Raw genomic sequence first — 21,961 nt, forward strand, 5'->3', positions numbered from 1 at the left:
GAACCTTTCAATCGGAAGCGTCTGGATCGAAGAGCCGGCAGACCGGGCCGGAGGAGGGACCGGCCTGGTCCGCGAGCGTCTCGCTGTCGTCTTCGGGTCGGTAGCCCAGCTCGTGCCGGGCGGAGGTGATGTCCCAGTAGTTGCGGGCGTTCGCGGACACGCCGAAGTGCACGCCGAACCGCTCGCGGGACTGGAGCGCCGCGAGCATCAGCCGCCCCGCGTCGTCGTCGGACAGCCACTGCGCGAGATAGCGGCGTTCGTCCGGTGGCCAGCCGGTCAGGCCGAGCCGCAGGCAGGTGACCGAGGCACCGGTACGGTCCGCATGCATCCGGCCGAGCGCCTCCAGCACGACCTTGCCCAGCCCGTACGCGCAGCACGGACGCGGGTCGAGCTGTGGATCGACCGGCCGGTACCGCGGCCGGTTGTACTCCCCTGCGGCGTGCAGGGAACTCGCCAGCACGATCTTCGGTACGGCGTGCTTCTCGGCAGCCTCCAGCACGGCCTGGGTCGGCCGGACATTGGCGGCGTACACGCTGTCCCAGCTCTGAAAGGGACTGCTGTTTCCCGCGAGGTGCAGGAGAACATCCGCACCGGCCACGGCGTCGTCGGCCGACTCGGGATCGCCGATGTCGGCCTGGACCAGCTCGCCGTGCAGGCCGGCCCGCGACCGCGGAACAGCGCGGTCGACGAGCCGGACCCGGTAGTGCTTGCGCAGCCACGGCGAGACCACCGTGGCGACTCGCCCCAATCCACCCGTGACCACCACCAGCGGTGCACTGCTCGGCTCAGCGTCCATGTCGTTCGTCCGGTCGCCAGGTCCCGGGGCGATCCCCGGGGCTGTGGCCGAAATTGTTCGAGTAGTTCCCCATCTGTGTCAATAGTGTGAACACAGAATGTCAGTTTTGTTGACTCCGGCGTGCCGTACCACCGATACTCGACGTCGTGGCTGCGAAGGACACCGGATCTCTCCGGGCGCTACGGCGCACCAACTCCGAACGGATGCTGTCCGCGCTCATGGAGCACGGCGCACTGCACCGGGCGGAGCTGGCGCGGATCTGTGGCGTGTCCCGGACGACGGTGTCGACGATCACCGCCGACCTGATCCTCGGCGGCGTGGTGATCGAGGTGAACGGCGACCAGGCCGCGCGGGCCGGGATCGACGCGTCCGAGGTCGACGGCCGGGCCCGCGGCTTCCTGCGGGCGAACCCGGCGGCCGGCGCGGCCGCCGGTCTGGACTTCACCCTCGAGCGGGTCTGGTGCCACGTCACCGACCTGTCCGGCGCGACGCTCGCCAGCGACGGCGTCCGGGCGGCGCCGGACACACCCTGGCAGGAGCGGCTGACCGCCGGGCTGACGCTGCTCGACGCACTGCTCACGCAGGCAGGCCTGGAGCAGAGCAGCCTGGTCGGCGTCGCAATCGGCGTACCGGGTCCGCTCGACCTGCAGACCGGCGTGGTCGGTCCGTCGTTACCGGGGCAGGCCTGGGCCGGGGTGAACGTCGCGGCCGAGTTCGGCCGGCACCTGACCGTGCCGGTGCTGGTGGAGAACAACACCCGCCTGGAAGCGGTCGCGGAGTTCACCTGGGGCGCCGGCCGCGACCTGGCCGACGTGCTGTACGTCGGGCTCTCGACCGGGATCGGGTCCGGGATGCTCGTCGACGGCAACCTGCACCACGGCGGAGCGCGCGGTGGCGGGGGCGAGATCGGCCACCTGTCCGCGGACACCTCCGGCCCACCGTGCCCGTGCGGGAATCGCGGCTGCCTGGTCCAGTACGCGTCACTGCAGGCCGTGCTCGCAAAGCTCGAGCCGGCGCTCGGCGCGGACGCCGGCCTCGACGAGCTGCTCACCGCCGCGGCGGACGGACAGCCGGAAACCTTACAAGCGCTCCGTGAAGCCGGTGAGCTGACCGGCCGGGTGCTCGCGAACATCTGCAACCTGCTGAACCCGGCCCGGATCATCGTCGGCGGCGAGCTCGCCCGGGCCGGCGACCTGATCCTGGAGCCGATCCGCGGCACCCTCCGGCGGACCGCGATGTCGCTGACCCGGGACGCCGACGTGGTCGCCGCCGAGCTCGACCTCGGCGCCCGCGCCGGTGCCTCCGGTGCGGCCGCCCTGGTGCTCCGGCAGACCGACCAGCTCGTCGCGGCCCTGCTTGCCGCGCCCGACCGCCAACCGAATGAGGCCGTGTGAAGATCGTCGGATATGAAACGTTCCTGGTGGCGCCGCGGTGGCAGTTCCTGCGCGTCGACACCGACGAGGGGATCAGCGGGTGGGGTGAGCCGATCGTCGAGGGGCGTGCCGAGGCCGTGCAGGGTGCGGTCGCGGCGCTGATGGAGTATCTGGTCGGTGCGGATCCGCTGCGGATCGAGGAGCACTGGCAGGTGATGGCCAAGGGCGGCTTCTACCGCGGCGGCGCGGTGCTGTCGAGTGCGCTGGCCGGGATCGACCAGGCGCTGTGGGACATCAAGGGCCGGTTCCACGAGGTTCCGGTGCACGAGCTGCTCGGTGGGCCGGTCCGCGAGCGGGCGCGGGTCTACACCTGGGTCCACGGCCGCGACAACGCCCAGTTGGTGGACGAGGCGCAGGCCAAGGTGGCGAAGGGTTTCACCGCCCTCAAGCTCAACCTGTCCGAGGCGCTGCCGCCGATCCCGTCCGCCGCGCAGCTGCGGGCCTCGGTGAGCCGGGTCGAGGCGCTCCGGGACGCGCTCGGCGACGGCATCGACATCGCGCTGGACTTCCACGGCCGGTTCAGTACGGCGGCCACCCGGCAGATCCTGCCGCTGCTCGAGCCGCTGCTGCCGATGTTCGTCGAGGAGCCGGTCACGCCGGAGTACTCCCGCGACCTGCGCCGGATCGCCGAGTCGACCAGCATCCCGATCGCGATCGGCGAGCGGCTGTTCTCCCGCTGGGACTTCCGGGACGTCATACCGACCGGCATCGCGGTCGCCCAGCCGGACATCTCGCACGCCGGCGGCGTCTCCGAGGTCCGCCGGATCGCCGCGCTCGCCGAGACGTACGACGTGAGCGTCGCGCCGCACTGCCCGCTCGGGCCGATCACGCTGGCCGCCAGCCTGCAGATCGACTTCGCGATCCCGAACTTCCTGATCCAGGAGCAGAGCCTCGGCATCGAGTACGGCGGCGGCAACGCGCTGCTGGACTACCTGGTCGATCCGGAGGTGTTCGCGTTCACCGACGGGCATGTGCGGCGCCCGACCGGTCCCGGGCTGGGGATCGAGGTCAACGAGGAGGTCGTCCGGGCGGCGGCCGCGGAGCCGCACCGCTGGCGCTCCCCTGTCCTGCGGCACGACGACGGATCGTTCGCGGAATGGTGACCCCGCCGATGGGCTGGAACAGCTGGGACTGTTTCGGCACCACCGTGACCGAGGACGAAGTACTGGCCAACGCGCAGGTCATGCACGACCAACTGCTGGCCTTCGGCTGGGACACGATCGTCGTGGACATCGCCTGGTACGACCCGACGGCGCGGTCGCACGGCTACAACGAGAACGCGCCGGTCGTGCTGGACGATCACGGCCGCCAGTTGCCGGCGCCGTCGCGCTTCCCCTCGGCCGTCGACGGCGCCGGCTTCGGGCCGCTGGCGGCGAAGGTGCACGCGCTCGGGCTGAAGTTCGGGCTGCACATCATGCGCGGGATCCCGCGGCGGGCGGTCGAACTGGACCTGCCGGTGTACGGGACCGAGTGGACGGCGCGCGACGTCGCGGACCACGGCCACGTCTGCGCGTGGAACCCGGACAACCTCGGGCTCGACCACGACCACCCCGGCGCACAGGCGTACTACGACGCCCAGGTGGCGCAGTTCGCCGCGTGGGGTGTGGATTTCGTCAAGGCCGACGACATGCTGGCGCCGTATCACGACCGGGAGATCGCGGCGTACGCGCGGGCGATCGAGCGGAGCGAGCGGGACATCGTGCTGTCGCTGTCGCCGGGGACCCAGTTGTCCACCCATCACCTGGACCACCTGCGGACGAACGCGACGATGTGGCGGATCTCGGACGACCTGTGGGATCGCTGGGAGGACGTGCACGCGCAGTTCGCCCGGCTGGCGCGCTGGTCGCCGTTCCAGCAGGACGGCGGCTGGGCGGACGCGGACATGCTGCCGCTCGGCCACATCGGCATCCGCGCCGAGCGCGGTGACGACCGGATGAGCCGGCTCACCGTCGACGAGCAGAAGACGCTGCTGACGCTCTGGGTGATGGGTCGCTCGCCGTTGATGATGGGCGGCGACCTGCCGACGACTCCGCCGGAAACCCTTGCACTGTTGGCGAATCCGGCGCTCGCCGAGCTGCTCCGGTCGTCGTCCGACGGCCGGGAGATCATCCGCGAGCCGCTGGACGACGGCGAGCTGATCGTCTGGACCGCCCAGGGCAGCGACCGCTCGTATGCCGCGCTGTTCTGGACCGGCGCCGGACCTCGAGAGGTGACGCTGCCCGCCGAACTCCCCGCTCCCGCGCGCGACCTGTGGACCGGTACGCCGACCACCGAGCGCGCGGACACCGTGCCTGCACACGGCGTCCGCTGGCTCGAACTCAGCGCACCGCTCTGAGCGAGGGCCTACTTGTTGTAGACGACCCACAGCTCGTAGTCGTCACCCGGGAACGCCGAGCCGTTGATGCACTTGTACTTCGTCCACTTGGTGCCGGCGGCACCGGCGGCGTGGCAGTCGGACTGCCAGAAGAAGTCGCCGACGTACTCCCAGTTGTCGGAGGCAACGACCGTCGAAGTGGCCGGGGCGGCCGGTGCCGCCTGGGCCGCGGGAACCGCGAAGCTGCCCGCCGCGAGCGCGCCACCGGCCAGGACACCGTAGAAAACCCTGCGAATGCTCATGATCCGTACCTTTCGTGGTGGTTGGCGGAACACTTCGAGCATGTCGACCGGACCACGAGATCCGCACCTGCTTTCGGGCAACCCCGAAAGGACTATTCGATGAGGGCCGAAAGCAACCACTTCGACAGCGGCGCATCGCCCAGTTCCTGAAGGTCTTTCACCCAACGGGCCTCGGCGATCTCCGCGGAAAGGATGGTGGACTCCGAGGGGGCGAAGGCAGTCAGAATCGTGAGTGTGTCGTGTTTGCCTTCGAGGGTGGTGACGGTGCTGCTCAGGGTCGTGAAGTCGGCCGGACGGACGCTGAGGCCGAGTTCTTCGTGGACCTCGCGGGCGGCTGCTTCGGCCGGGGTTTCCCGGGTGGGTTTGTAGCCGCCGCCGGGGAGCGCCCAGCGGTGGACGTCGGCGTACAAGTGCCGGACGACCAGGAAACGGCCGTCCGGTAGTCGCAGCAGAGCTTTCACGCCGAAGGTGGTGGGCCTGCGCAGGCGCCACCACAGCTGGAGGAACGGCGATCCCGCGCGGAGCAGGATCGCCAGGGCGTGTCTCCCTATCCCGCGCCGTAGCGAGCAGGTGCTCGGCGGAGTGCCTCGGCGAGCGGGAGCGGAGGGGTCGATGTGGTTCATCGTTCCCTTCGCTCCCGCTCGGCGAGGTGCCCGCCGGGTGCCGCGCAGTAGGCGTGGGATCGGGAGACACGCCCACGGACGCGCATCAGCGCGGGGGCATGCGGAGGGCGCCGTCGAGGCGGATGACCTCGCCGTTCAGGAGCTGGTTGTCGAGGATGTGCCGGACGAGTGCGGCGTACTCCGACGGTTTGCCGAGGCGGGACGGGTGCGGGACCTGCTGTTCGAGGACCGTCCGGGTCTCCTCCGGGAGGCCGGCGAGCATCGGGGTCTCCATCGTGCCCGGGGCGATCGTCAGCACCCGGATGCCCTTGTCGGCGAGGTCGCGCGCGGCGGTCAGCGTCAGCGCGACGATGCCGCCCTTGCTGGCCGCGTACGCCGCCTGCCCGATCTGCCCGTCGTACGCCGCGATCGACGCGGTCATCACGATCACGCCGCGGTCGCCGTCCGCGGCCGGCTCGGACGCGATCATCCGCTCGGCCGCGAGCCGGAGGACGTTGAAGGTGCCGATCAGGTTGATCTCGATCACCTGCCGGAAGGTTGCCAGCGGCAACGGGCCCTTCCGGCCGACGACCCGGCCAGGCGTCGCGACCCCGGCGCAGTTCACCGCGACCCGCAACGTCCCGAGCGCTGCGGCGGCATCCAGGGCGGCCGTCACCGCGGCCTCGTCGGTGACGTCGGTCGGCGCGAACACCACCCGGTCGCCGAGCTCCTCCGCGATCGCCTTGCCCGCCGACGACGGCAGGTCGACGATCACCACGCCGAGCCCGTCCGCCGCCAGCCGCCGTACGGTCGCCTCCCCGAGCCCCGAACCTCCACCGGTGACCAGAGCGACGTCGGACGGACCAAACTTCATGAAGCGCTCCTCAACAGGTCACGGCTGATGACAAGCCGCTGGATCTGGTTCGTACCTTCGAAGATCTGGGTCACCTTGGCCTCACGCATGTACCGCTCGGCCGGGAACTCCCGGGTGTAACCGTACCCACCGAGCACCTGGACCGCGTCGGTGGTGACCTTCATCGCCGCGTCCGTGCAGACCAGCTTCGCGATCGCGGCCTCCCGGGTGAACGCCCGGCCCAGGTCGCGCCGCCGGGCCGCGTGCAGGTATGTCGCCCGCCCGGACTCGACCGCCGCGGCCATGTCCGCGAGCAGGAACTGGACGCCCTGGAAGTCCGCGATGGACTGCCCGAACTGCTGCCGCTCCTGCGCGTACGACGTCGCGAGGTCGAGCGCCGCCTGCCCCAGGCCGACCGCGCACGCGGCGATCCCGAGCCGGCCGGAATCGAGCGCGGACAGCGCGATCCGCATCCCGTCGCCCTCCGCGCCGATCAGGTTCGCCGCCGGGACCCGGACATCGTCGTAGTTGACGAGCGTCGTCGTCGACCCGGTCAGGCCCATCTTCCGCTCGGGCGCCCCGAAGCTCAGCCCGTCGACGCCGGCCGGGACGTGGAACGCGGAGATCCCGTGCTTCCGGTCGTCCGACGTACGGGCGAACGTGGTGAAGAAGTCGGCGTACGGACCGTGGCTGATCCAGGCCTTCGTGCCGTTCAGGACGTACGAATCCCCGTCGCGGACGGCGCGGGTGGTCATCGAACTGATGTCGGACCCGGCCTGCGGCTCGGACAGCGCGTACGCCCCGAGCAGCTCGCCGCCGACCATGTCGGGCAGCAGCCGCGCCTTCTGCTCGTCACTCCCGAACGTGGCCAGCCCGTACGACGTCATCGTGTGCACCGAGACGCCGACGCCGACCGACATCCACGCGGACGCGATCTCCTCGAGCATCTGCAGGTACACCTCGTACGGCTGCTCGGCGCCGCCGTACTGCTCCGGATAGGGCAGGCCGAGCAGGCCGGCCTTGCCGAGCGTGCGGAAGGCGTCCCGCGGGAACGCCTCGGTCTCCTCGGCGTGCGCGGCGTGCGGCGCCAGTTCGTGTTCGCACAGGTCCCGGACCAGGGCGAGCAGGTCAACGGATTCGTCAGTGGGCAGGAGCCGGTCGACGGCCATCAGGAACCCCTCTCAACAGCTGACGAAATGATACTCCAAACGATACTGACGCATCTAATCCAGTATCGTTCTATGCTGTCTCGATATGACAACAGTCGTTCCGGGCCGACGTACCCGCCGGCAGTCCGAGCTGCTGGACCGGCTCCTGTCCCTGTTCCTCGAGCAGGGGTTCAGCCGGTTCACCCTGGACGACCTGGCCGCCGAGCTGCGCTGCAGCAAGACGACCCTCTACGCGTTGGCGCCGAGCAAGGAACAGCTCGCCGTCGAGGTGGTCAAGCACTACTTCAAGAATGCCACCGCGCAGGTGGAGTCCGCGGTGGTCCGGCAGACCCGGCACGACCGGCGGATCGCGGCGTACCTCGGCGCGGTCGCGGACGCGCTCCGACCGGCCAGCCGGACCTTCCTGGACGACGTGGCGACGTTCGCGCCGGCCCGGTCGGTGTACGAGCGGAACACCCGGATCGCCGCCGAGCGGGTCCGGCAGCTGATCGAGGACGGCATCAACCACAAGACGTTCCGGCAGGTCGACATCGCGTTCGCGGCCGAGATGATCGCGCACACCATGCAGGCGATCCAGCGCGGCGACATCGCCCGCCGTACCGGCCTGAACGACGCCGAGGCCTACCGCGAACTCGCGTCCTTCGTTCTGCACTCCCTGCGGCTCGACTGAACCACCCTGCCCTCTAGGGTGGGAAGCCGTCCTCTTGCTGCCATCTCGTGCATCAGAGCCGTACGCCCCGGAAGGCTGATCACCATGAAATCTCTCCGACGAACCGCGGCCGTGGTGGCGGCCGCCGCTCTCGCCCTCACCGCCGCCGCACCGGCCGGGGCAGATCCGGTGAAGCCGCCCCGCCTGTCCGCCAAGGCGATCACCGCCACTCTGAACGACCAGATCCACACCGCGGGTACGGCGTGGATGACGAAGCCGGACGGCACCGTCGTGGTGTCGTACGACTCCACCGTGACCGGCACGAAGCTGACCAAGCTGACCGGCCTGACCAAGCAGCTCGGCACCAACATCAAGATGGAGAAGCTGCCCGGCAAGCTGCAGAAGTACATCAGCGGCGGTATGGCGACGTACGGCGGCAACTACAAGTGCTCCGTCGGCTTCAACGTGCAGCGCCGCGGGAAGTACTACTTCCTCACCGCCGGCCACTGCGGCAAGGACGCGGCCCGCTGGTACCAGGACCAGAACCACGCGGTCTACACCGGCGCTGTCTGGAACGCGACGTACCCGTACCACGACTACGCGCTGGTTGTGTACCGGACAGACATCAAGACGAAGCCCCCGGGCGGCAGCGTGTACCTGTACAACGGCCACTCGCAGGACATCACCAAGGCGATGAACCCGGGTCTCAACCAGCTGGTGTACCGCTCCGGCGCGACCAGTGGCCTGCACAGCGGCCGGGTGACCGGGCTCAACGCCACGGTGAACTACGGCGACGGCCGGGTGGTCGGCCTGATCCGGACGAGCGTCTGCGCCGAGCCGGGCGACTCGGGCGGCCCGCTGTTCTACCGGCAGTACGCGTTCGGGCTGACGTCCGGCGGTTCCGGTGACTGTACGCAGGGTGGCGTGACGTACTTCCAGCCGGTCGTGCAGGCGCTGAACGCGTACGGGGTCTACATCTACTGATCCAATCCCGGGCGCAGGTTTCCCCTACGCTCCGAGATTGCCTGAATACTCAGGGAGATACTGGGTAGGACTCGTCACGGTTGAAGTCAAGGACGCCCCGCCCCGAAGGCGTCCTCATCGTGAGGAGGCTGAAACCATGTTCCCACTCCGCCGTACCACCGCTCTCCTGGCCGCGGCCGGGCTTGCTGCCGCCGGACTCCTGGCAACGCAGGCCTCGGCCGCACCGGTCAACCCGGCCACACTGTCCGCGGCCGCGATCACGTCCACACTGGCCGAGAACGCGACGATCCCGGGCACCGCCTGGGAGACCGACCCGAACGGCCGGATCATCGTGTCGTACGACAGCACCGTCACCGGCGCGAAGCTGGCGCAGCTGACCGGTGTGACCAAGCAGTTCGGCAGCCGGATCAAGCTCGAGAAGATGTCCGGCAAGCTGACCAAGTACATCGCCGGCGGCGACGCCATCTACGGCGGGCAGTACCGCTGCTCGCTCGGCTTCAACGTCCGCAGCGGCAGCACGTACTACTTCCTGACGGCCGGTCACTGCGGCAACATCGCCTCCAGCTGGTACTCGAACTCCAGCAAGACCACGCTGCTCGGTACGACGTACGGGTCGAGCTTCCCGGGCAACGACTACGCGATCGTCAAGTACAGCACGTCGTACACGAACCACCCCGGGACCGTTGACCTGTACAACGGGTCCTCGCAGGACATCACGTCCGCCGGCAACGCGACGGTCGGCCAGTCGGTCAAGCGCAGCGGCAGCACCACCGGCGTGCACAGCGGCACCGTCACGGCGGTCAACGCGACCGTCAACTACGCCGAAGGCACCGTCACCGGCCTGATCAAGACCACCGTCTGCGCCGAGGGCGGCGACTCCGGCGGCGCCCTCTTCGCTGGCTCGGTAGCCCTCGGCCTCACCTCCGGCGGCTCCGGCAACTGCTCCTCCGGCGGCACCACCTACTTCCAGCCCGTCACCGAAGCCCTCTCCCGCTACGGCGTGAGCGTCTACTGATCCACACCCCTGCGCCCCGGCCCCACCCGGCCGGGGCGCAGCCAGGTAGTCAAGCCACAGGCACAGACCAGACCTCGACGGTCAGCTCCTGCGCCTCCTCCAAGCCTTCGTCATGCAGGTGGCTCCAGGAGATGTACCCGGCCGAGCGCAGGTATCCCTCGACGATGCTCCTCAGCGGAGTTGGTACGACGGGAACGTTGAACGGCAGCCGGTCCGCAGGAGCAGATGTCGTGTTGGGCCACAAACCAGGCATTTGACCGGTACTCGGCCAGGAAGTCCACCGGGTCGAAGTGAAGTGGCTCCTCGCCGACCTCGGCGATCTGTTCCAGCAGGCCGGGTGCGGTCACTGGTGCTCGATGGTGGCGAGGTCGCGGGTGGCGTAGTGGTGGTGTTCTAGTTCTTCGTCGAGGAGGACGTGGAGGCAGGTGAGGGTGGTCAGGGGTTCGTCTGCCCAGGGTGGGCCTTGGCGGGGTTCGGCGAGGACGGCTGGGGTGGCGTCGGCCAGGAAGGACTGGACGGCGGCGGCGCGGTCCTTGCGGAGGGTCAGGATTTCGGCGTACGTCGGGGTGGCGGCGGGGTCGAGGCCCAGCGGGGTGGGGTCGGTGAAGTCCGCGATGTCGGTGAAGGCCACGCCCCAGGGGTGGTACTTCGTCGACTGCTGGGCGGCGCCCAGCCAGGCGTCGGTGACGAAGACCAGGTGGCGGAGGGTCTGGGCGAAGGTCCATTCGCCGTCGACCGAGATGCCGGTGGCGCCCTCGGGGAGGGTCGCGACGTGGTCGTACGTCTGCTGCCAGGAGTCCTGGAGCAGCTGCCAGGCTCGGCGCAGGTCGACGACGTCGGTCGCGCGGCGGAGGGCGCGGGCCGGCTGGCGGCGGACCAGTTCCGCCTCGACGAGTGGGGCGATCTCGACGCCGTCGATCGTCAGGCCACTGAGGTCCGCGCCGTCGATCGAGGCGCCGGTGAGGCGAACCTCCCGGAGCACGGCCCCGGTCAGGTCGACCAGCCGGAACCGTGCGTCGTTGAGGTACACCTGACGGAAGCTCGCGCTGTTGAGGCGCACCTGGCTGAAGTGCGCCCCGCTCAGGTCGGCCTGTTCGAAGTTCTCCATGAACGCGACGGTAGAGCAGGTTCCGGACGGTTCGCGTCCGGAACGGGTCAGCCGCGGCGGCGGGAGATCTCGTACAGCGTGACGCCTGCCGCGATGCCCGCGTTCAGCGACTCGGTGGCGCTCGTCATCGGGATCGAGACGATCAGGTCGCAGTTCTCCCGGACCAGCCGGGCCAGACCCTTGCCCTCGGAGCCGATGACCAGCACGATCGGCTCGGTCGCGGCCTCGAACTCGGGCAGCTCGACCGCACCGTTCATGTCCAGGCCGATCACCAGCAGCCCGGCGTCCTTGTACGACTTCAGCGCCCGGTTCAGGTTGCCGGCCCGGGCGACCGGGATCCGGGCCGCGGCGCCGGCCGACGTCTTCCACGCCGACGCCGACATCGACGCCGTACGGCGCTCCGGTACGACGACGCCGTGCGCGCCGAACGCGGCCGCCGACCGGGTGATCGCGCCGAGGTTCCGCGGGTCGGTCACGCCGTCGAGCGCGACGATCAGCGGCACCTCGCCGGCGTCGTACGCCCGCTGTGGCAGGTCGTCGGGGTGTGCGTACTCGTACGGCGGGATCTGCAGCGCGACGCCCTGGTGCGCGCCGCCCGCGGTGACCCGGTCCAGCTCGGAGCGCGGCACCTCGAGCACCGAGACGCCGGTCTCGACCGCGACCAGCAAGGCCTCGCGCAGCCGGGCGTCCCGTTCGGTGCCTTCGGCAACGTGCAGCGCGGCCGCCGGCACACCGGCCCGGAGCGCTTCGACGACCGGGTTCCGCCCGTACACCCACTCGACCGTCGAGTCGGCGTCCTTGCGGGCCGGCCGGCGGCTGCGCCCCTCGCGTTCCTTGGCGCGCTCGGCCGCCTTCGCCCGCTTGTGCGCCGGGTGCTTGACCCGGTCCACTGCCTTCGGCGTCGGGCCCTTGCCCTCGAGACCGCGGCGAACCCGGCCACCGGAACCGGCCGTCGGGTTGCCCCGCGGCTTCTTCCGGATGGCTCCCTTGCGCTGACTACTGCCTGGCACGTCAGATTCCTTCGGTAGATACCAGTGACCAACGCGGTCCCTGGGGGGTGTCCTCGATGACGACGCCGAGCGCCTTCAACTGGTCGCGGACGGCGTCCGCGGCGGCGTAGTCCTTGCGGAGCCGGGCGGCCTGGCGCTGCTCGAGCAGCGCCTTCACCAGTCCGTCGACAACCTCGGTCAGCTCGTCGCTGCCGCCGGTGCGCGACACCCACGGCTCGGCCAGCGGATCCAGCCCGAGCACGCCGAGCATCCCGCGCACCGCCGCGAGCGCCTCGCGCAACGCCTCGGAGTCGCCGTCGGCAACCAGCTTGTTCCCGTCGCGGACGGTGTTGTGCAGCACGGCGATCGCCGCCGGCGTACCCAGGTCGTCGTCCATCGCGGCGACGAAGTCGGACGGCAGCTCGGCCGCCGGCCCGGCCCCGCCGGTCACCTCGGCGGCCCGGTCGACGAAACCTTCGAGCCGCTGGAAGCTCTTCGCCGCCTCGTCGAGCGCCTCGAACGAGAACTCCACCACCGACCGGTAGTGCGACTGCACGAGGTAGTAGCGCAGCTCGATCGGGCGGACCCGCTCGACCACGTTCCGTACGACGGCGCTGTTGCCCATCGACTTCGACATCTTCTCGCCGGCCGTGGTGACCAGCGCGTTGTGCATCCAGAACCGGGCGAACCGCTGCCCGACCGCGGTCGACTGGGCTAGCTCGTTCTCGTGGTGCGGGAACCGCAGGTCCAGCCCGCCGCCGTGGATGTCGAACTCCTCGCCCAGGTACTTCCCGGCCATCGCGGAGCACTCGATGTGCCAGCCCGGGCGACCGCGGCCCCACGGCGCCGGCCAGGACGCGGTCCGCGGCGTCGCCTCGGTCCAGCCCTTCCAGAGCGCGAAGTCGCGCGGGTCCCGCTTGCCGCGCGGATCCGCGTCCTCGGCGGGCTCCATGTCCGCGATCTTCTGGTGCGAGAGCTCGCCGTACGCCGGCCAGGACTTCACGTCGAAGTAGACGTCGCCGGACCCGTCGGGCGCGACGTACGCGTGGCCGCGCTCGATCAGCTGCTCGATCAGCTCGAGCATCTCCGGGATGTGCCCGGTGGCGCGCGGCTCGTACGTCGGCGGGCGGCAGCCGAGCACGTCGTACGCCCAGTGCAGCTCGCGCTCGAACTCGTACGCGTGCGCCCACCACGGGACGCCGCGCTCGGCCGACTTGGCGAGGATCTTGTCCTCGATGTCGGTCACGTTCGCGATCACGGTGACCTCGAACCCGGAGCGCTCCAGCCAGCGGCGCAGGACGTCGAACACCACTTCCTTGTAGATGTGCCCGACATGCGGGGCACCCTGCACCGTCAGCCCACAGTGGTAGATCCCGACCTTGCCCGGATGGACCGGTTCGAAATCCCTCACTGCTGCCGTTGCGGTGTCGTACAAGCGAAGTGTCACCGGTCAAGGGTAACGGGAAGTGGCACCCGTCCTTGACAAGATATCCACAGCACATCTCCGGGAGGACGGGTCAGTGTCGAACCAAGGGCCGTACGGGCCGCCACCAGGGCAGTACCCACCGCCACCGCAGCAGTACCCCTACCCCGGTCCGCCGCCGCAGCAGCAGCCGTACCCCGGACCGCAGCAGCCGTACGGCCCGCAGTACGGCCCGCCGCCCGGACCGCCGAACTGGGGTCCGCCTCCCGGCCCCGGGTTCGGCTTCTCTCCGCAGCCGCCTAAGAAGAAGCGGAGCAAGGCCCCGTTCATCGTCGTACCGCTCGTGCTGCTGTTCGGCGCCGTCGGTCTGTTCGTGGTGAGCTCGATCCTCAAGCACAACGGCGACGACACCTACACGCAGCCGGAGCCCACCACCTCCTCCGCCTACCCGACCGAGCCCGCGACGACCTCCGCGCCGGCGACCACCCACCCGACGCAGCCCGCTCGCACCACCACGACGACGACTCAGCCCAGCGCCACCCGGACCACCGTCGCCCCGCCGTCGGACAACGTGATGGTGACCAAGAACCGGGTCTACAAGTCCGGTGTGATGAAGTCGGTGAGCTGCCGCGAGCCCGGGTACCGCCCGACCAGCCTCACGAACGCGCGCAAGTACTACGCCGCGGTCCTGGTCTGCCTGAACCGCGCCTGGCCGCGGCAGGTGCAGTACGCCGGGGGGCGCTTCCGCCCGCCGAGCCTGATGATCTTCGCCGGCTCCGCGACCAGCCCGTGCGGCGGCGGCAGCGGCGCCGGGATCTCGTTCTACTGCCCGACGAACCAGACGATCTACATGGAAGCCGGCACGGACGTCACCTTCTGGGGGAAGAACGGCAACATCTCGTACCAGAGCGACTGGGTGCGGATGAAGATGGCCGACACGGTGGCACACGAGTTCGGGCACCACGTGCAGAACATGGTCGGCATCCTGACCGCGTCGTGGAACCTCCGGTACGCGTCGTCGAACACCAAGGCGCTCGAGATCAGCCGCCGTACCGAACTGCAGGCCAGCTGCTTCGGCAACGTGTTCCTGGGCGCCAACCGGTCCACCTTCGGGATCACCGGCGACAAGAAGTACCAGCTCCAGTGGCTGCACTCGCACCAGGGCGACGAGTACGGCGTACAGCCCGACCACGGCAGCCGTGCCGTGTACCCGCTGTGGACCAACGCCGGCTGGACCAGCCGGAGCCCGGCGTCCTGCAACACGTTCGTCGCGCCCGCGTCGTACGTTCGGTAAATGATGACCGAACGCAAGGTGTAAAGGGTTGATTTCCTCCGAAGTCGGGTAAGACCTCCGCTGAGCGCTTTGTCCGCCCCTCATCTCGCTCTGGAGGAAACCGTGAAGTCCGCCCTTTTCACGGGTGTCGCCGCGACCCTCGGCCTGCTCTTGGCCTCGGTCGGCTCCGCCCAAGCAAGCAACGCCCATCAGCCCACCGCGCAGGCTCGCCAGCACGGCGTCACCGTTGCCGGTGGCGGCTACATGGGCTGGACACAGAACAAGACCACGACCAGCACCGCGGCGTCGCCGATGAGCACCACCGCGGTTGTCGAAGGCATCGACGTCTCCGCCTACCAAGGCAACGTCGACTGGTCCTCCTGGTGGAACCAGGGCAAGCGGTTCGCCTACGTCAAGGCGACCGAGGGCACCTACTACACCAACGCCTACTTCGCCCAGCAGTACAACGGGTCGTACAACGTCGGCATGATCCGCGGCTCGTACCACTTCGCCAACCCGAGCGACTCCAGCGGTGCAACACAAGCCGCGTACTTCGTCGCGCACGGTGGCGGCTGGTCCAGGGACGGCAAGACCCTGCCGGGCACCCTCGACATCGAGTACAACCCGTACGGTGCGACGTGCTACGGGCTCAGCGCATCCGCGATGGTCAGCTGGATCCGCGACTTCACCAACACGTACAAGGCCAAGACCGGCCGCGACGCGGTGATCTACACCAACTACGACTGGTGGAGCCGTTGCACCGGTAACAGCACCGCGTTCAACACCACCAATCCGCTCTGGGTTGCGCGTTACTCGTCCACTGTGGGCACGCTGCCGGGAGGGTGGCCGTTCTACACCTTCTGGCAGTGGACCTCGTCGCCGCTCGACCAGGACCACTTCAACGGCGACTACAGCCGGCTGCAGGCGCTCGCCAACGGCTAAAAGGGTTGCGGCGGTCGCATAGTCTCGATCGGTGAGCTACTCGCTGCCGATCGAGACCGACCGCCTGACCCTTCGACGCTACGTCGAGAACGACTACGACGACCTGCTGAAGCTGCAGTCCAACCCGGACGTCACGCGTTTCCTGCTGTACGACGTACGGACGCCCGAGCAGGTCAAAGAGGCCCTCACCGGCAGGTTGGCCGATGTCCCCATGGACACCGACGGTCAAGCGCTCACCGTCGCAGTGATCCTGCGGGACACCGGCCGGCACCTGGGCGAGGTCACGCTGTTCCTGAACAGCACCGAGCAGCGCACCGGCGAGATCGGGTACGTCTTCCACCCCGAGTCGCACGGTCACGGGTACGCCGCGGAGGCCTCGGTGGAACTGTTGCGCCTCGGGTTCGAGGAGCTCGGCCTGCACCGGATCATCGCCCGGCTGGACGCCTGCAACACCGGCTCGGTGAAGCTGTTGCAGCGTCTCGGGCTGCGCCAGGAGGCGCACTTCGTGCGGAACGAGTACCTGAAGGGCGAGTGGACCGATGAACTGGTCTTCGCGATGCTCTACACCGAGTGGGACGACCGCTCGTAAAATTCTTTCCATTATGCTGGGGGTTGTGGTCCTCAGTACCGGCGCCGTGCCGAGCCAAGCTGTGAAGGTTGCTTCGGAGCGCGCGATCGCGTACCGGAGCTGGACGTCGACCGCGGACTTCCTGGCCGGCCAGCAGTCTGGCACAACGGTCGCCGACGGCACCCTCACGTTCGGTACGTCGACCGGCACCACGTCGTACGTCGACCCGTTCGGCGACGGCACCGCGAAGTCGTACGACCGGGCGAGCTGGGTGTCGCCGCCGGTCAGCACCGGCTTCGGGCTGACCGAGCTGGTCGCGTCCTGGAATGCCACCACCCCGCCCGGCACCTGGGTCGAGGTGTCGCTGGCCGGTACGACGAACCTCGGCACGGCCACCAAGTGGTACGTGCTCGGCCGCTGGTCGGGCGGCGACGACACTGCTGCCGGCGACATCCACCGCACCTCGGTCCCCAGCCAGGGCGACGCGGACGGATCCGTTGCCGTCGACACCTTCCAGGCCGCGACCGGCAAGTGGCTGGACCGCTGGCAGCTGAAGGTCACGCTGTACCGGCTGAGCGGGACCACCCAGGCCCCGGTGGTTCGGTCCGTCGGCGCGATGGCGTCGGCGCTGCCGTCCGACAAGAAGGTTGCCGCGAGCCCCCTCGGCGGCGCGGAGGGCGTCGTACTGAACGTTCCGACGTACTCGCAGGAGACACACGTCGGCCAGTACCCGCAGTGGGACGGTGGCGGTGAGGCCTGGTGCTCGGCGACCTCGACCGCGATGGTGCTGGACTACTGGGGCGCCGGTCCGACGGCGGCCGAGACCGCGTGGGTGGATCCGTCGTACACCGACCCGCAGGTGGACCACTCGGCGCGTTCGGTGTTCGACTACGCGTACGACGGGGCCGGCAACTGGCCGTTCAACACGGCGTACGCCGGGTCCCGCGGCGTGGACGCGTTCGTCACGCGGCTGCGGTCGCTGACCGAGGCGGAGCAGTTCATCAAGGCCGGGATCCCGTTGATCGCGTCGCTGTCGTTCAAGAAGGGCGACCTGCCCGGCGCCGGGTACGGCACGAACGGGCACCTGATGGTGATCGTCGGGTTCGACCAGGCCGGAAACGTGATCGTCAACGACCCCGCGTCGCATCTGATCGCCAGCAACGACCAGGTGCGCACGACGTACGACCGGACCGCGTTCGAGAACGCCTGGGTGCCACACTCGGGCGGACTGGTCTACGTGGTGCATCCGGAAGGCACTGCGCTGCCGGCGCCTTCTGATCCGCAACACAACTGGTGAGACGACAGAGCCCGCCACGCCGGGGCGGCGTGGCGGGCTCTGTTCTTCGAGAACTCAGCGGGCGAACAGTGCGCCGGTCAGGTTCGTGGTGAGATTGCGGAGCGAGTCCGGCAGGTACTGCAGGTGCCAGCCGCCCGGGCCGCGGTACCACGGGAAGCCCTCGTCCTCCACGCCCGGTGTGGTGTCGGTGGCAACGAGTGCGTCGATCCAGCGTTCCGAGCCGCCGAGCACGACGGCGTACGGCAGCGCCCGCGAGCACAGGTCGACCGCCTGGTCGGCCGGGAGCTCGCTGACGTCCATCTCCAGCAGCTCACCGCGGATCGCGGCGACCTGGCCGAGCACACGGCCGGCGGCCGGGGCCTTGGCCGGCATGTAGCGGCCGATCACCAGCAGCCCGACACCGACCAGCGTGATCGCGAGCCCGAGCAGACCCCAGGTCGACAGCAGCGCCAGCAGTACGGTCGCGATGACGCCGACGACGGTGGTGCCGATGCCGATCGTCGCCCACAGCGAACGGGTCCGGTCCGGGCGCTCGGTGAACCAGCCGCGCTTCACGACACCGTCGTACAGCGCGTCCTGGACCTGGTCGAGACCGGCGCGGACCTGCTTGCCGAGCTCGGAGACCAGCACCGAGTCGGCGTCGCCGAAGATCGCCCGGATCAGGACGTTCTCGTACCGGTGCAGCTCCTCGGCGGGCGCGTTCGCGACCCGGCGCAGCTCCCAGTCGCCGCGGGCGTACTCGCTGCGCTTGTCCAGCTCGATGATCGTGATGTGGCCGCGGACCGCGAGGTCGATGATCGTCGCGGTCACGTCGACCGGGTCGATCCGCTCGTCGATCAGCGTGCCGACCTCACCGGGCCGCAGGTCCGACGGCGGCGTGAAGTCGATCCGCGCGTCGGTGCCCAGGCTGAACAGCGACGCCGGTACGACGCGCCGCGGGTCCACCTGGTCGCGGCCGCGGAGCCGGTACAGCACGCCGAGCGCGATCGCGCCGAGCAGCAGCACCAGCAGCGCGGTGATCAGCTGCGCGGCGTCGGTGGAGAAGGCGCGCTTGAAGGTGTGCCGGTACTCGACGATCGTGTTCGCCGCGATCTGGTCCTTCGGGAAGCCGACGATCATCCGGACCGTGTTGCCCGGCGGCAGCGCGGTCTGCTTGAACGTCGGGCCCGAGGTCTCGCCGATCTGCGCCAGCGAACACGGGACGTTGCTGTTCACCGGGCCGGCGAAACAGGCCACGTGCGTCACGTCCGGGACGCTGAAGACCGTGTTCACCTCCTGGATCGGGATGCTGATCCCGGTCAGCGGCGCGAACTGCACCTCGGTGCCGTCCAGCGTCTTCGAGACCGCGCCCTTCACCGTGTACGTGAAGTCGAGCTCCGTCGTACTGCTGGTCACGTCCGGGACCGCGATCGAGGTGACGTCGCCGTCCGTCTTCACCTCGGTCTTCTTGTCCTGGCCGCCGGCCTTGACCTGCAGGTCGCCGATCTCCTGGACGTGGTCGATGTCGTTGTCCAGGTGGTCACGGGTCACCACGAACCGGGTGAAGGTCCCGTTCACGTTGCTCAGCTTCCAGGTCTCCGAGACCCGGAGCAGGCCGTCGCGCTCGACCCGGACCTGACTGTCGTAGTTGGTGACCACCGGGTCGGCGGTCGCGCTGCTTCCGGCCGCGGCACCGGTCCCGGCCGCGCCCGCGGGGACAGCGGACAGGCCGAGCAGGCCGAGGGCACACAGGGAGAGCCCGAGGAGACGTAGACGCATCGCCCAATCACACCGTAGAGAGAGGGTCAGGTTGACACCGGGCACCCTAGCGTCCGCCGGGTGTCAGGCACGCAACGGGGGACCCCAGCCGCGGGCAAAGTTGAGCCCGCACTCCGGTAGCGTCACGGGGGTGTCAGGCAACCAATGGGGACCACCGCCCGGTCAGCAGTACCCGCCGCAGCAGCCACAGCAACCGTGGCAGCAGGGGCCCGGGTACGGCGGAACACCGCCGCCTGGCCGTCCGCCGTACCAAGGGCCGCCGCAGGGACCGCCGTACCAGGGTCCTCCGCGGCAGGGGCCTCCTGGTTACCCAGGGCAACCATTTCCGGGGCAGCCGCAGCAGCAGTTCGGCTGGGGCGCCGCGCCTGGTGGACCACGGCCGCCGAAGAAGAAGGGCCGTGGCCCGCTGATCGCCGTACTGGTGGTTCTTGGTGTGCTCGTGATCGGCGGTACGGCGTTGAAGGCGCTGTCGTCGGCGTTGAAGCACAACAGCGACCCGGTGTCCGAGCCGAGCATCACGACGACGTACAGCCCGACGCGGCCGACGGAGCCGACCGAGGCGCCCTCCACGCAGGGCGAGCCGACCACCACGCAGTCCACCACCCAGCCGACCCGCCCGACGGCCAGCCGGCAGACGACGACCACGTCGAAGCCGACCAACCCTGGCCCTTCGGACAGCGATCTTGTTGTGAAGAACGCCCTGTACAAGGCCGGTGTGATGTCGTCTGTGCGCTGCAAGGAGGCCAGTGCACGGCCCAGCAGCGCAGCCGGAGCCAGGGCGAACTACAAGAACCTGCTGGGCTGTTTGAACAAGGCCTGGGCTCCGATGGTCGCCAAGTCCGGCGGACGGTTCCGTGCGCCACACGTGATCACGTTCAGCGGGTCTGTGTCGTCGCCTTGCGGTACCCACTCGGACGCCAACCCGCCGTTCTTCTGCGGTACGAACGACACCATCTACATGAACCTCACCGAGGACACCGGCAACTACAACCGGTACCCACAGAGCTATCAGAAGGTGTGGGCGCGGATGTGGATGCTGCACCAGATGGCCCACGAGTACGGGCACCACGTACAGAACAACATGGGCATCCTGCAGGCGTACGCGCGGATCCGGTACGAGCGGCCGAACTACGCGATGGAACTCCAGGACAGTCGGCGGCTCGAACTCCAGGCCTCCTGCTTCTCGGACATCTTCATCGGCGCCAACAAGAACAGCTACCCCGTCACCGGGCAGGCGCAGTTCCAGTGGCGCTGGCTGATCGGCCACGTCACCGACCTGAACAACGACCACGGCGACGCCAACAACCACCAGTACTGGGCCCTCCGCGGCTACAACGCCCGCGACCCACGCGTCTGCAACACCTGGTCCGCTTCGGCCGGCAAGGTCCAGTGAGAGCACGGTCCGATCACTCCTGCCGAACCAACTGCCGGGCGACCTGCCGAACTAGCTAGCCTGGTGGGTCCGGATCGCGCAGAGTATGTGCCGGGGGAGGCGGCTTCGGCGCCCCACCAACGAGCTACGCCAAGCAAGGTCGTGAGGAGCATCGATGTCGGACAACTGGAACCAGCCCCCGGGGAGCGACCCGGCTGAACCCCAGCCGGACCGCCCACAGGAGCCCGTTCCTGACCACCCCACCACCCCAGCCCCAGGCACACCCAGCCCCGCCGGCCCCGGCACAGGTGAACCTGGCACAGGCGGCCCTGGCGACCCCGGCACAGGCGGACCTGGCGGCCCCGGCGGCCCGGGGACGTCCGGCCCCGGTAACTACGGCCCCGGCCAGAACAACCCCGGCGCACCCACCCAGTACGGCCCCAACACCGGCAACCCCGGCGCGGGCACCTCTGGCGTAAACGGTCCCGGCAACCCAACCCCTGGCGGTCCAGGCGGGTCCGGGGTGGGGAAGCCTGGGTCTGGGGAAAGTTGGTTTTCTCGGCGGGGGCCTGAGGCTGGTGGTCAGGACGGGGCTGCTGCTTCCGGTGGGGCCGGGGGTGGGCAAGGTGCGTCCGGTGGGTGGTTCGGGGCGCGGGACAACGAGCGCGGTCCGCAGGCGCCTGCTTCCGGTGAGCAGCCGACTGGTGGGGACGGTCAGGGTTCCAGTTGGTGGAGTGGCGACAACCAGGCCAAGCGCGAGTTCCAGAACCCGGGTCAGCCCGACACCCAGCCCAACAACTGGTTCGACGGCGGCTGGGACCCCAACCGCCGCGAACATCCCGACCAGCCAGACAACCAGTCCTCCCCCAACCGCCCCACCCCGGGTCGCCCCGCAGGCGCGCCGGCCCCGGGCCAGTACGGTCCAGGTCAGTACGGTCCGGGCCAACCAGGCCCCGGCGCTCCGACCTCCGGCCCATACGCCCCCGGTCAGCCAGGCCCCGGCCAACCAGGCTCGGGTCAGGTTGGCCCTAGCTCCTTCGGCCCTGGCCAGGCAGGCCCTGGCCAGGCAGGTCCCGGTCAAGCGGGTCCCGGCCCCGGCTCGTCCGACCCTGGT

At 69.5% G+C, this 21,961-nt stretch carries 21 protein-coding genes; 11 read left to right on the plus strand and 10 right to left on the minus strand.

The window, feature by feature from the left end; translation table 11 throughout:
• Positions 1 to 7: 7 nt before the first annotated feature.
• On the minus strand, positions 8 to 796 hold the full coding sequence (locus tag ACQHIV_RS25195; protein WP_427885690.1) for an NAD-dependent epimerase/dehydratase family protein: 789 nt from the start codon (positions 794 to 796) through the stop codon (positions 8 to 10).
• Positions 797 to 942: 146 nt separating this feature from the next.
• Here ACQHIV_RS25195 and ACQHIV_RS25200 point away from each other — a divergent pair, with 146 nt between their 5' ends.
• The 3 genes from ACQHIV_RS25200 to ACQHIV_RS25210 are packed head-to-tail and all read left to right on the plus strand — an operon-like array spanning position 943 to position 4,564.
• Positions 943 to 2,190 (plus strand): ROK family protein, encoded by a 1,248-nt coding sequence (locus tag ACQHIV_RS25200; RefSeq protein ID WP_427885692.1) that lies wholly within the window; start codon positions 943 to 945, stop codon positions 2,188 to 2,190.
• Complete coding sequence (gene dgoD, locus ACQHIV_RS25205) at positions 2,187 to 3,332, plus strand: galactonate dehydratase (protein WP_427885694.1); 1,146 nt, start codon at positions 2,187 to 2,189, stop codon at positions 3,330 to 3,332. The genes ACQHIV_RS25200 and dgoD overlap by 4 nt, the downstream gene beginning before the upstream one ends.
• Positions 3,326 to 4,564 carry a glycoside hydrolase family 27 protein gene (locus tag ACQHIV_RS25210; protein WP_427885695.1) on the plus strand — a complete coding sequence of 413 codons (1,239 nt, stop codon included), beginning with the start codon at positions 3,326 to 3,328 and terminating at the stop codon, positions 4,562 to 4,564. The genes dgoD and ACQHIV_RS25210 overlap by 7 nt, the downstream gene beginning before the upstream one ends.
• Before the next feature lie 8 nt (positions 4,565 to 4,572).
• Here the strand turns inward: ACQHIV_RS25210 and ACQHIV_RS25215 are convergent, their stop codons facing one another.
• From ACQHIV_RS25215 to ACQHIV_RS25230, 4 genes are all read right to left on the minus strand, one after another.
• Positions 4,573 to 4,845: a hypothetical protein gene (locus ACQHIV_RS25215; protein WP_427885697.1), complete on the minus strand. Its 273-nt coding sequence runs from the start codon at positions 4,843 to 4,845 to the stop codon at positions 4,573 to 4,575.
• Positions 4,846 to 4,937: 92 nt separating this feature from the next.
• Positions 4,938 to 5,468, minus strand: coding sequence for an NUDIX domain-containing protein (locus ACQHIV_RS25220; protein WP_427885699.1), 531 nt, complete (start codon positions 5,466 to 5,468; stop codon positions 4,938 to 4,940).
• 85 nt (positions 5,469 to 5,553) lie between these two features.
• Positions 5,554 to 6,321 (minus strand): SDR family NAD(P)-dependent oxidoreductase, encoded by a 768-nt coding sequence (locus tag ACQHIV_RS25225; protein ID WP_427885700.1) that lies wholly within the window; start codon positions 6,319 to 6,321, stop codon positions 5,554 to 5,556.
• The gene (locus tag ACQHIV_RS25230) at positions 6,318 to 7,469 is read right to left on the minus strand and encodes an acyl-CoA dehydrogenase family protein (protein WP_427885702.1); all 1,152 of its coding nucleotides are present in this window, start codon (positions 7,467 to 7,469) and stop codon (positions 6,318 to 6,320) included. Before ACQHIV_RS25230 ends, ACQHIV_RS25225 begins: the two co-directional genes overlap by 4 nt.
• Before the next feature lie 85 nt (positions 7,470 to 7,554).
• Here ACQHIV_RS25230 and ACQHIV_RS25235 point away from each other — a divergent pair, with 85 nt between their 5' ends.
• From ACQHIV_RS25235 to ACQHIV_RS25245, 3 genes are all read left to right on the plus strand, one after another.
• Positions 7,555 to 8,139 carry a TetR/AcrR family transcriptional regulator gene (locus ACQHIV_RS25235; RefSeq protein WP_209697595.1) on the plus strand — a complete coding sequence of 195 codons (585 nt, stop codon included), beginning with the start codon at positions 7,555 to 7,557 and terminating at the stop codon, positions 8,137 to 8,139.
• An 84-nt stretch (positions 8,140 to 8,223) separates the two neighbouring features.
• Positions 8,224 to 9,102, plus strand: coding sequence for a S1 family peptidase (locus ACQHIV_RS25240; protein ID WP_427885704.1), 879 nt, complete (start codon positions 8,224 to 8,226; stop codon positions 9,100 to 9,102).
• 136 nt (positions 9,103 to 9,238) lie between these two features.
• Positions 9,239 to 10,117: a S1 family peptidase gene (locus ACQHIV_RS25245; protein ID WP_427885706.1), complete on the plus strand. Its 879-nt coding sequence runs from the start codon at positions 9,239 to 9,241 to the stop codon at positions 10,115 to 10,117.
• A 49-nt stretch (positions 10,118 to 10,166) separates the two neighbouring features.
• On the opposite strand, the gene ACQHIV_RS25250 is transcribed toward ACQHIV_RS25245, so the two are convergent.
• From ACQHIV_RS25250 to cysS, 4 genes are all read right to left on the minus strand, one after another.
• Positions 10,167 to 10,370, minus strand: a complete 204-nt coding sequence (locus tag ACQHIV_RS25250; protein ID WP_427885708.1) for a hypothetical protein — start codon at positions 10,368 to 10,370, stop codon at positions 10,167 to 10,169.
• Positions 10,371 to 10,460: 90 nt separating this feature from the next.
• Positions 10,461 to 11,225 carry a DinB family protein gene (locus ACQHIV_RS25255; RefSeq protein WP_427885710.1) on the minus strand — a complete coding sequence of 255 codons (765 nt, stop codon included), beginning with the start codon at positions 11,223 to 11,225 and terminating at the stop codon, positions 10,461 to 10,463.
• Between the two features lie 47 nt (positions 11,226 to 11,272).
• Positions 11,273 to 12,235, minus strand: a complete 963-nt coding sequence (gene rlmB / locus ACQHIV_RS25260) for a 23S rRNA (guanosine(2251)-2'-O)-methyltransferase RlmB (RefSeq protein ID WP_380201362.1) — start codon at positions 12,233 to 12,235, stop codon at positions 11,273 to 11,275.
• Between the two features lies 1 nt (position 12,236).
• Complete coding sequence (cysS, locus tag ACQHIV_RS25265) at positions 12,237 to 13,661, minus strand: cysteine--tRNA ligase (RefSeq protein ID WP_427885713.1); 1,425 nt, start codon at positions 13,659 to 13,661, stop codon at positions 12,237 to 12,239.
• Positions 13,662 to 13,734: 73 nt separating this feature from the next.
• Between cysS and ACQHIV_RS25270 the strand changes: the two genes are divergently transcribed.
• The 4 genes from ACQHIV_RS25270 to ACQHIV_RS25285 all read left to right on the plus strand — a co-directional run bounded on the left by ACQHIV_RS25270 (position 13,735) and on the right by ACQHIV_RS25285 (position 17,717).
• Positions 13,735 to 14,931 (plus strand): neutral zinc metallopeptidase, encoded by a 1,197-nt coding sequence (locus tag ACQHIV_RS25270; protein ID WP_427885715.1) that lies wholly within the window; start codon positions 13,735 to 13,737, stop codon positions 14,929 to 14,931.
• Between the two features lie 102 nt (positions 14,932 to 15,033).
• Complete coding sequence (locus ACQHIV_RS25275) at positions 15,034 to 15,852, plus strand: lysozyme (RefSeq protein WP_427885717.1); 819 nt, start codon at positions 15,034 to 15,036, stop codon at positions 15,850 to 15,852.
• A gap of 31 nt (positions 15,853 to 15,883) precedes the next feature.
• Positions 15,884 to 16,441: a GNAT family N-acetyltransferase gene (locus tag ACQHIV_RS25280; protein ID WP_427885718.1), complete on the plus strand. Its 558-nt coding sequence runs from the start codon at positions 15,884 to 15,886 to the stop codon at positions 16,439 to 16,441.
• Positions 16,442 to 16,466: 25 nt separating this feature from the next.
• Positions 16,467 to 17,717 (plus strand): peptidase C39 family protein, encoded by a 1,251-nt coding sequence (locus tag ACQHIV_RS25285; RefSeq protein ID WP_427885720.1) that lies wholly within the window; start codon positions 16,467 to 16,469, stop codon positions 17,715 to 17,717.
• Positions 17,718 to 17,771: 54 nt separating this feature from the next.
• On the opposite strand, the gene ACQHIV_RS25290 is transcribed toward ACQHIV_RS25285, so the two are convergent.
• Positions 17,772 to 19,475 (minus strand): DUF2207 domain-containing protein, encoded by a 1,704-nt coding sequence (locus tag ACQHIV_RS25290; protein ID WP_427885722.1) that lies wholly within the window; start codon positions 19,473 to 19,475, stop codon positions 17,772 to 17,774.
• Positions 19,476 to 19,605: 130 nt separating this feature from the next.
• Here ACQHIV_RS25290 and ACQHIV_RS25295 point away from each other — a divergent pair, with 130 nt between their 5' ends.
• Complete coding sequence (locus ACQHIV_RS25295; protein ID WP_427885724.1) at positions 19,606 to 20,868, plus strand: neutral zinc metallopeptidase; 1,263 nt, start codon at positions 19,606 to 19,608, stop codon at positions 20,866 to 20,868.
• Positions 20,869 to 21,961 lie beyond the last annotated feature (1,093 nt).

The sequence above is a fragment of the Kribbella polygonati genome (assembly GCF_050320105.1).
GTDB lineage: Bacteria > Actinomycetota > Actinomycetes > Propionibacteriales > Kribbellaceae > Kribbella.

Coding starts and splice junctions, on each gene's coding strand:
- ACQHIV_RS25230 (WP_427885702.1), bottom strand. CDS start 7,469: ATGGCCGTCGACCGGCTCCTGCCCACTGACGAATCCGTTGACCTGCTC.
- ACQHIV_RS25235 (WP_209697595.1), top strand. CDS start 7,555: ATGACAACAGTCGTTCCGGGCCGACGTACCCGCCGGCAGTCCGAGCTG.
- ACQHIV_RS25225 (WP_427885700.1), bottom strand. CDS start 6,321: ATGAAGTTTGGTCCGTCCGACGTCGCTCTGGTCACCGGTGGAGGTTCG.
- ACQHIV_RS25220 (WP_427885699.1), bottom strand. CDS start 5,468: ATGAACCACATCGACCCCTCCGCTCCCGCTCGCCGAGGCACTCCGCCG.
- ACQHIV_RS25240 (WP_427885704.1), top strand. CDS start 8,224: ATGAAATCTCTCCGACGAACCGCGGCCGTGGTGGCGGCCGCCGCTCTC.
- ACQHIV_RS25195 (WP_427885690.1), bottom strand. CDS start 796: ATGGACGCTGAGCCGAGCAGTGCACCGCTGGTGGTGGTCACGGGTGGA.
- ACQHIV_RS25210 (WP_427885695.1), top strand. CDS start 3,326: ATGGTGACCCCGCCGATGGGCTGGAACAGCTGGGACTGTTTCGGCACC.
- ACQHIV_RS25245 (WP_427885706.1), top strand. CDS start 9,239: ATGTTCCCACTCCGCCGTACCACCGCTCTCCTGGCCGCGGCCGGGCTT.
- ACQHIV_RS25290 (WP_427885722.1), bottom strand. CDS start 19,475: ATGCGTCTACGTCTCCTCGGGCTCTCCCTGTGTGCCCTCGGCCTGCTC.
- ACQHIV_RS25215 (WP_427885697.1), bottom strand. CDS start 4,845: ATGAGCATTCGCAGGGTTTTCTACGGTGTCCTGGCCGGTGGCGCGCTC.
- ACQHIV_RS25250 (WP_427885708.1), bottom strand. CDS start 10,370: ATGCCTGGTTTGTGGCCCAACACGACATCTGCTCCTGCGGACCGGCTG.
- ACQHIV_RS25255 (WP_427885710.1), bottom strand. CDS start 11,225: ATGGAGAACTTCGAACAGGCCGACCTGAGCGGGGCGCACTTCAGCCAG.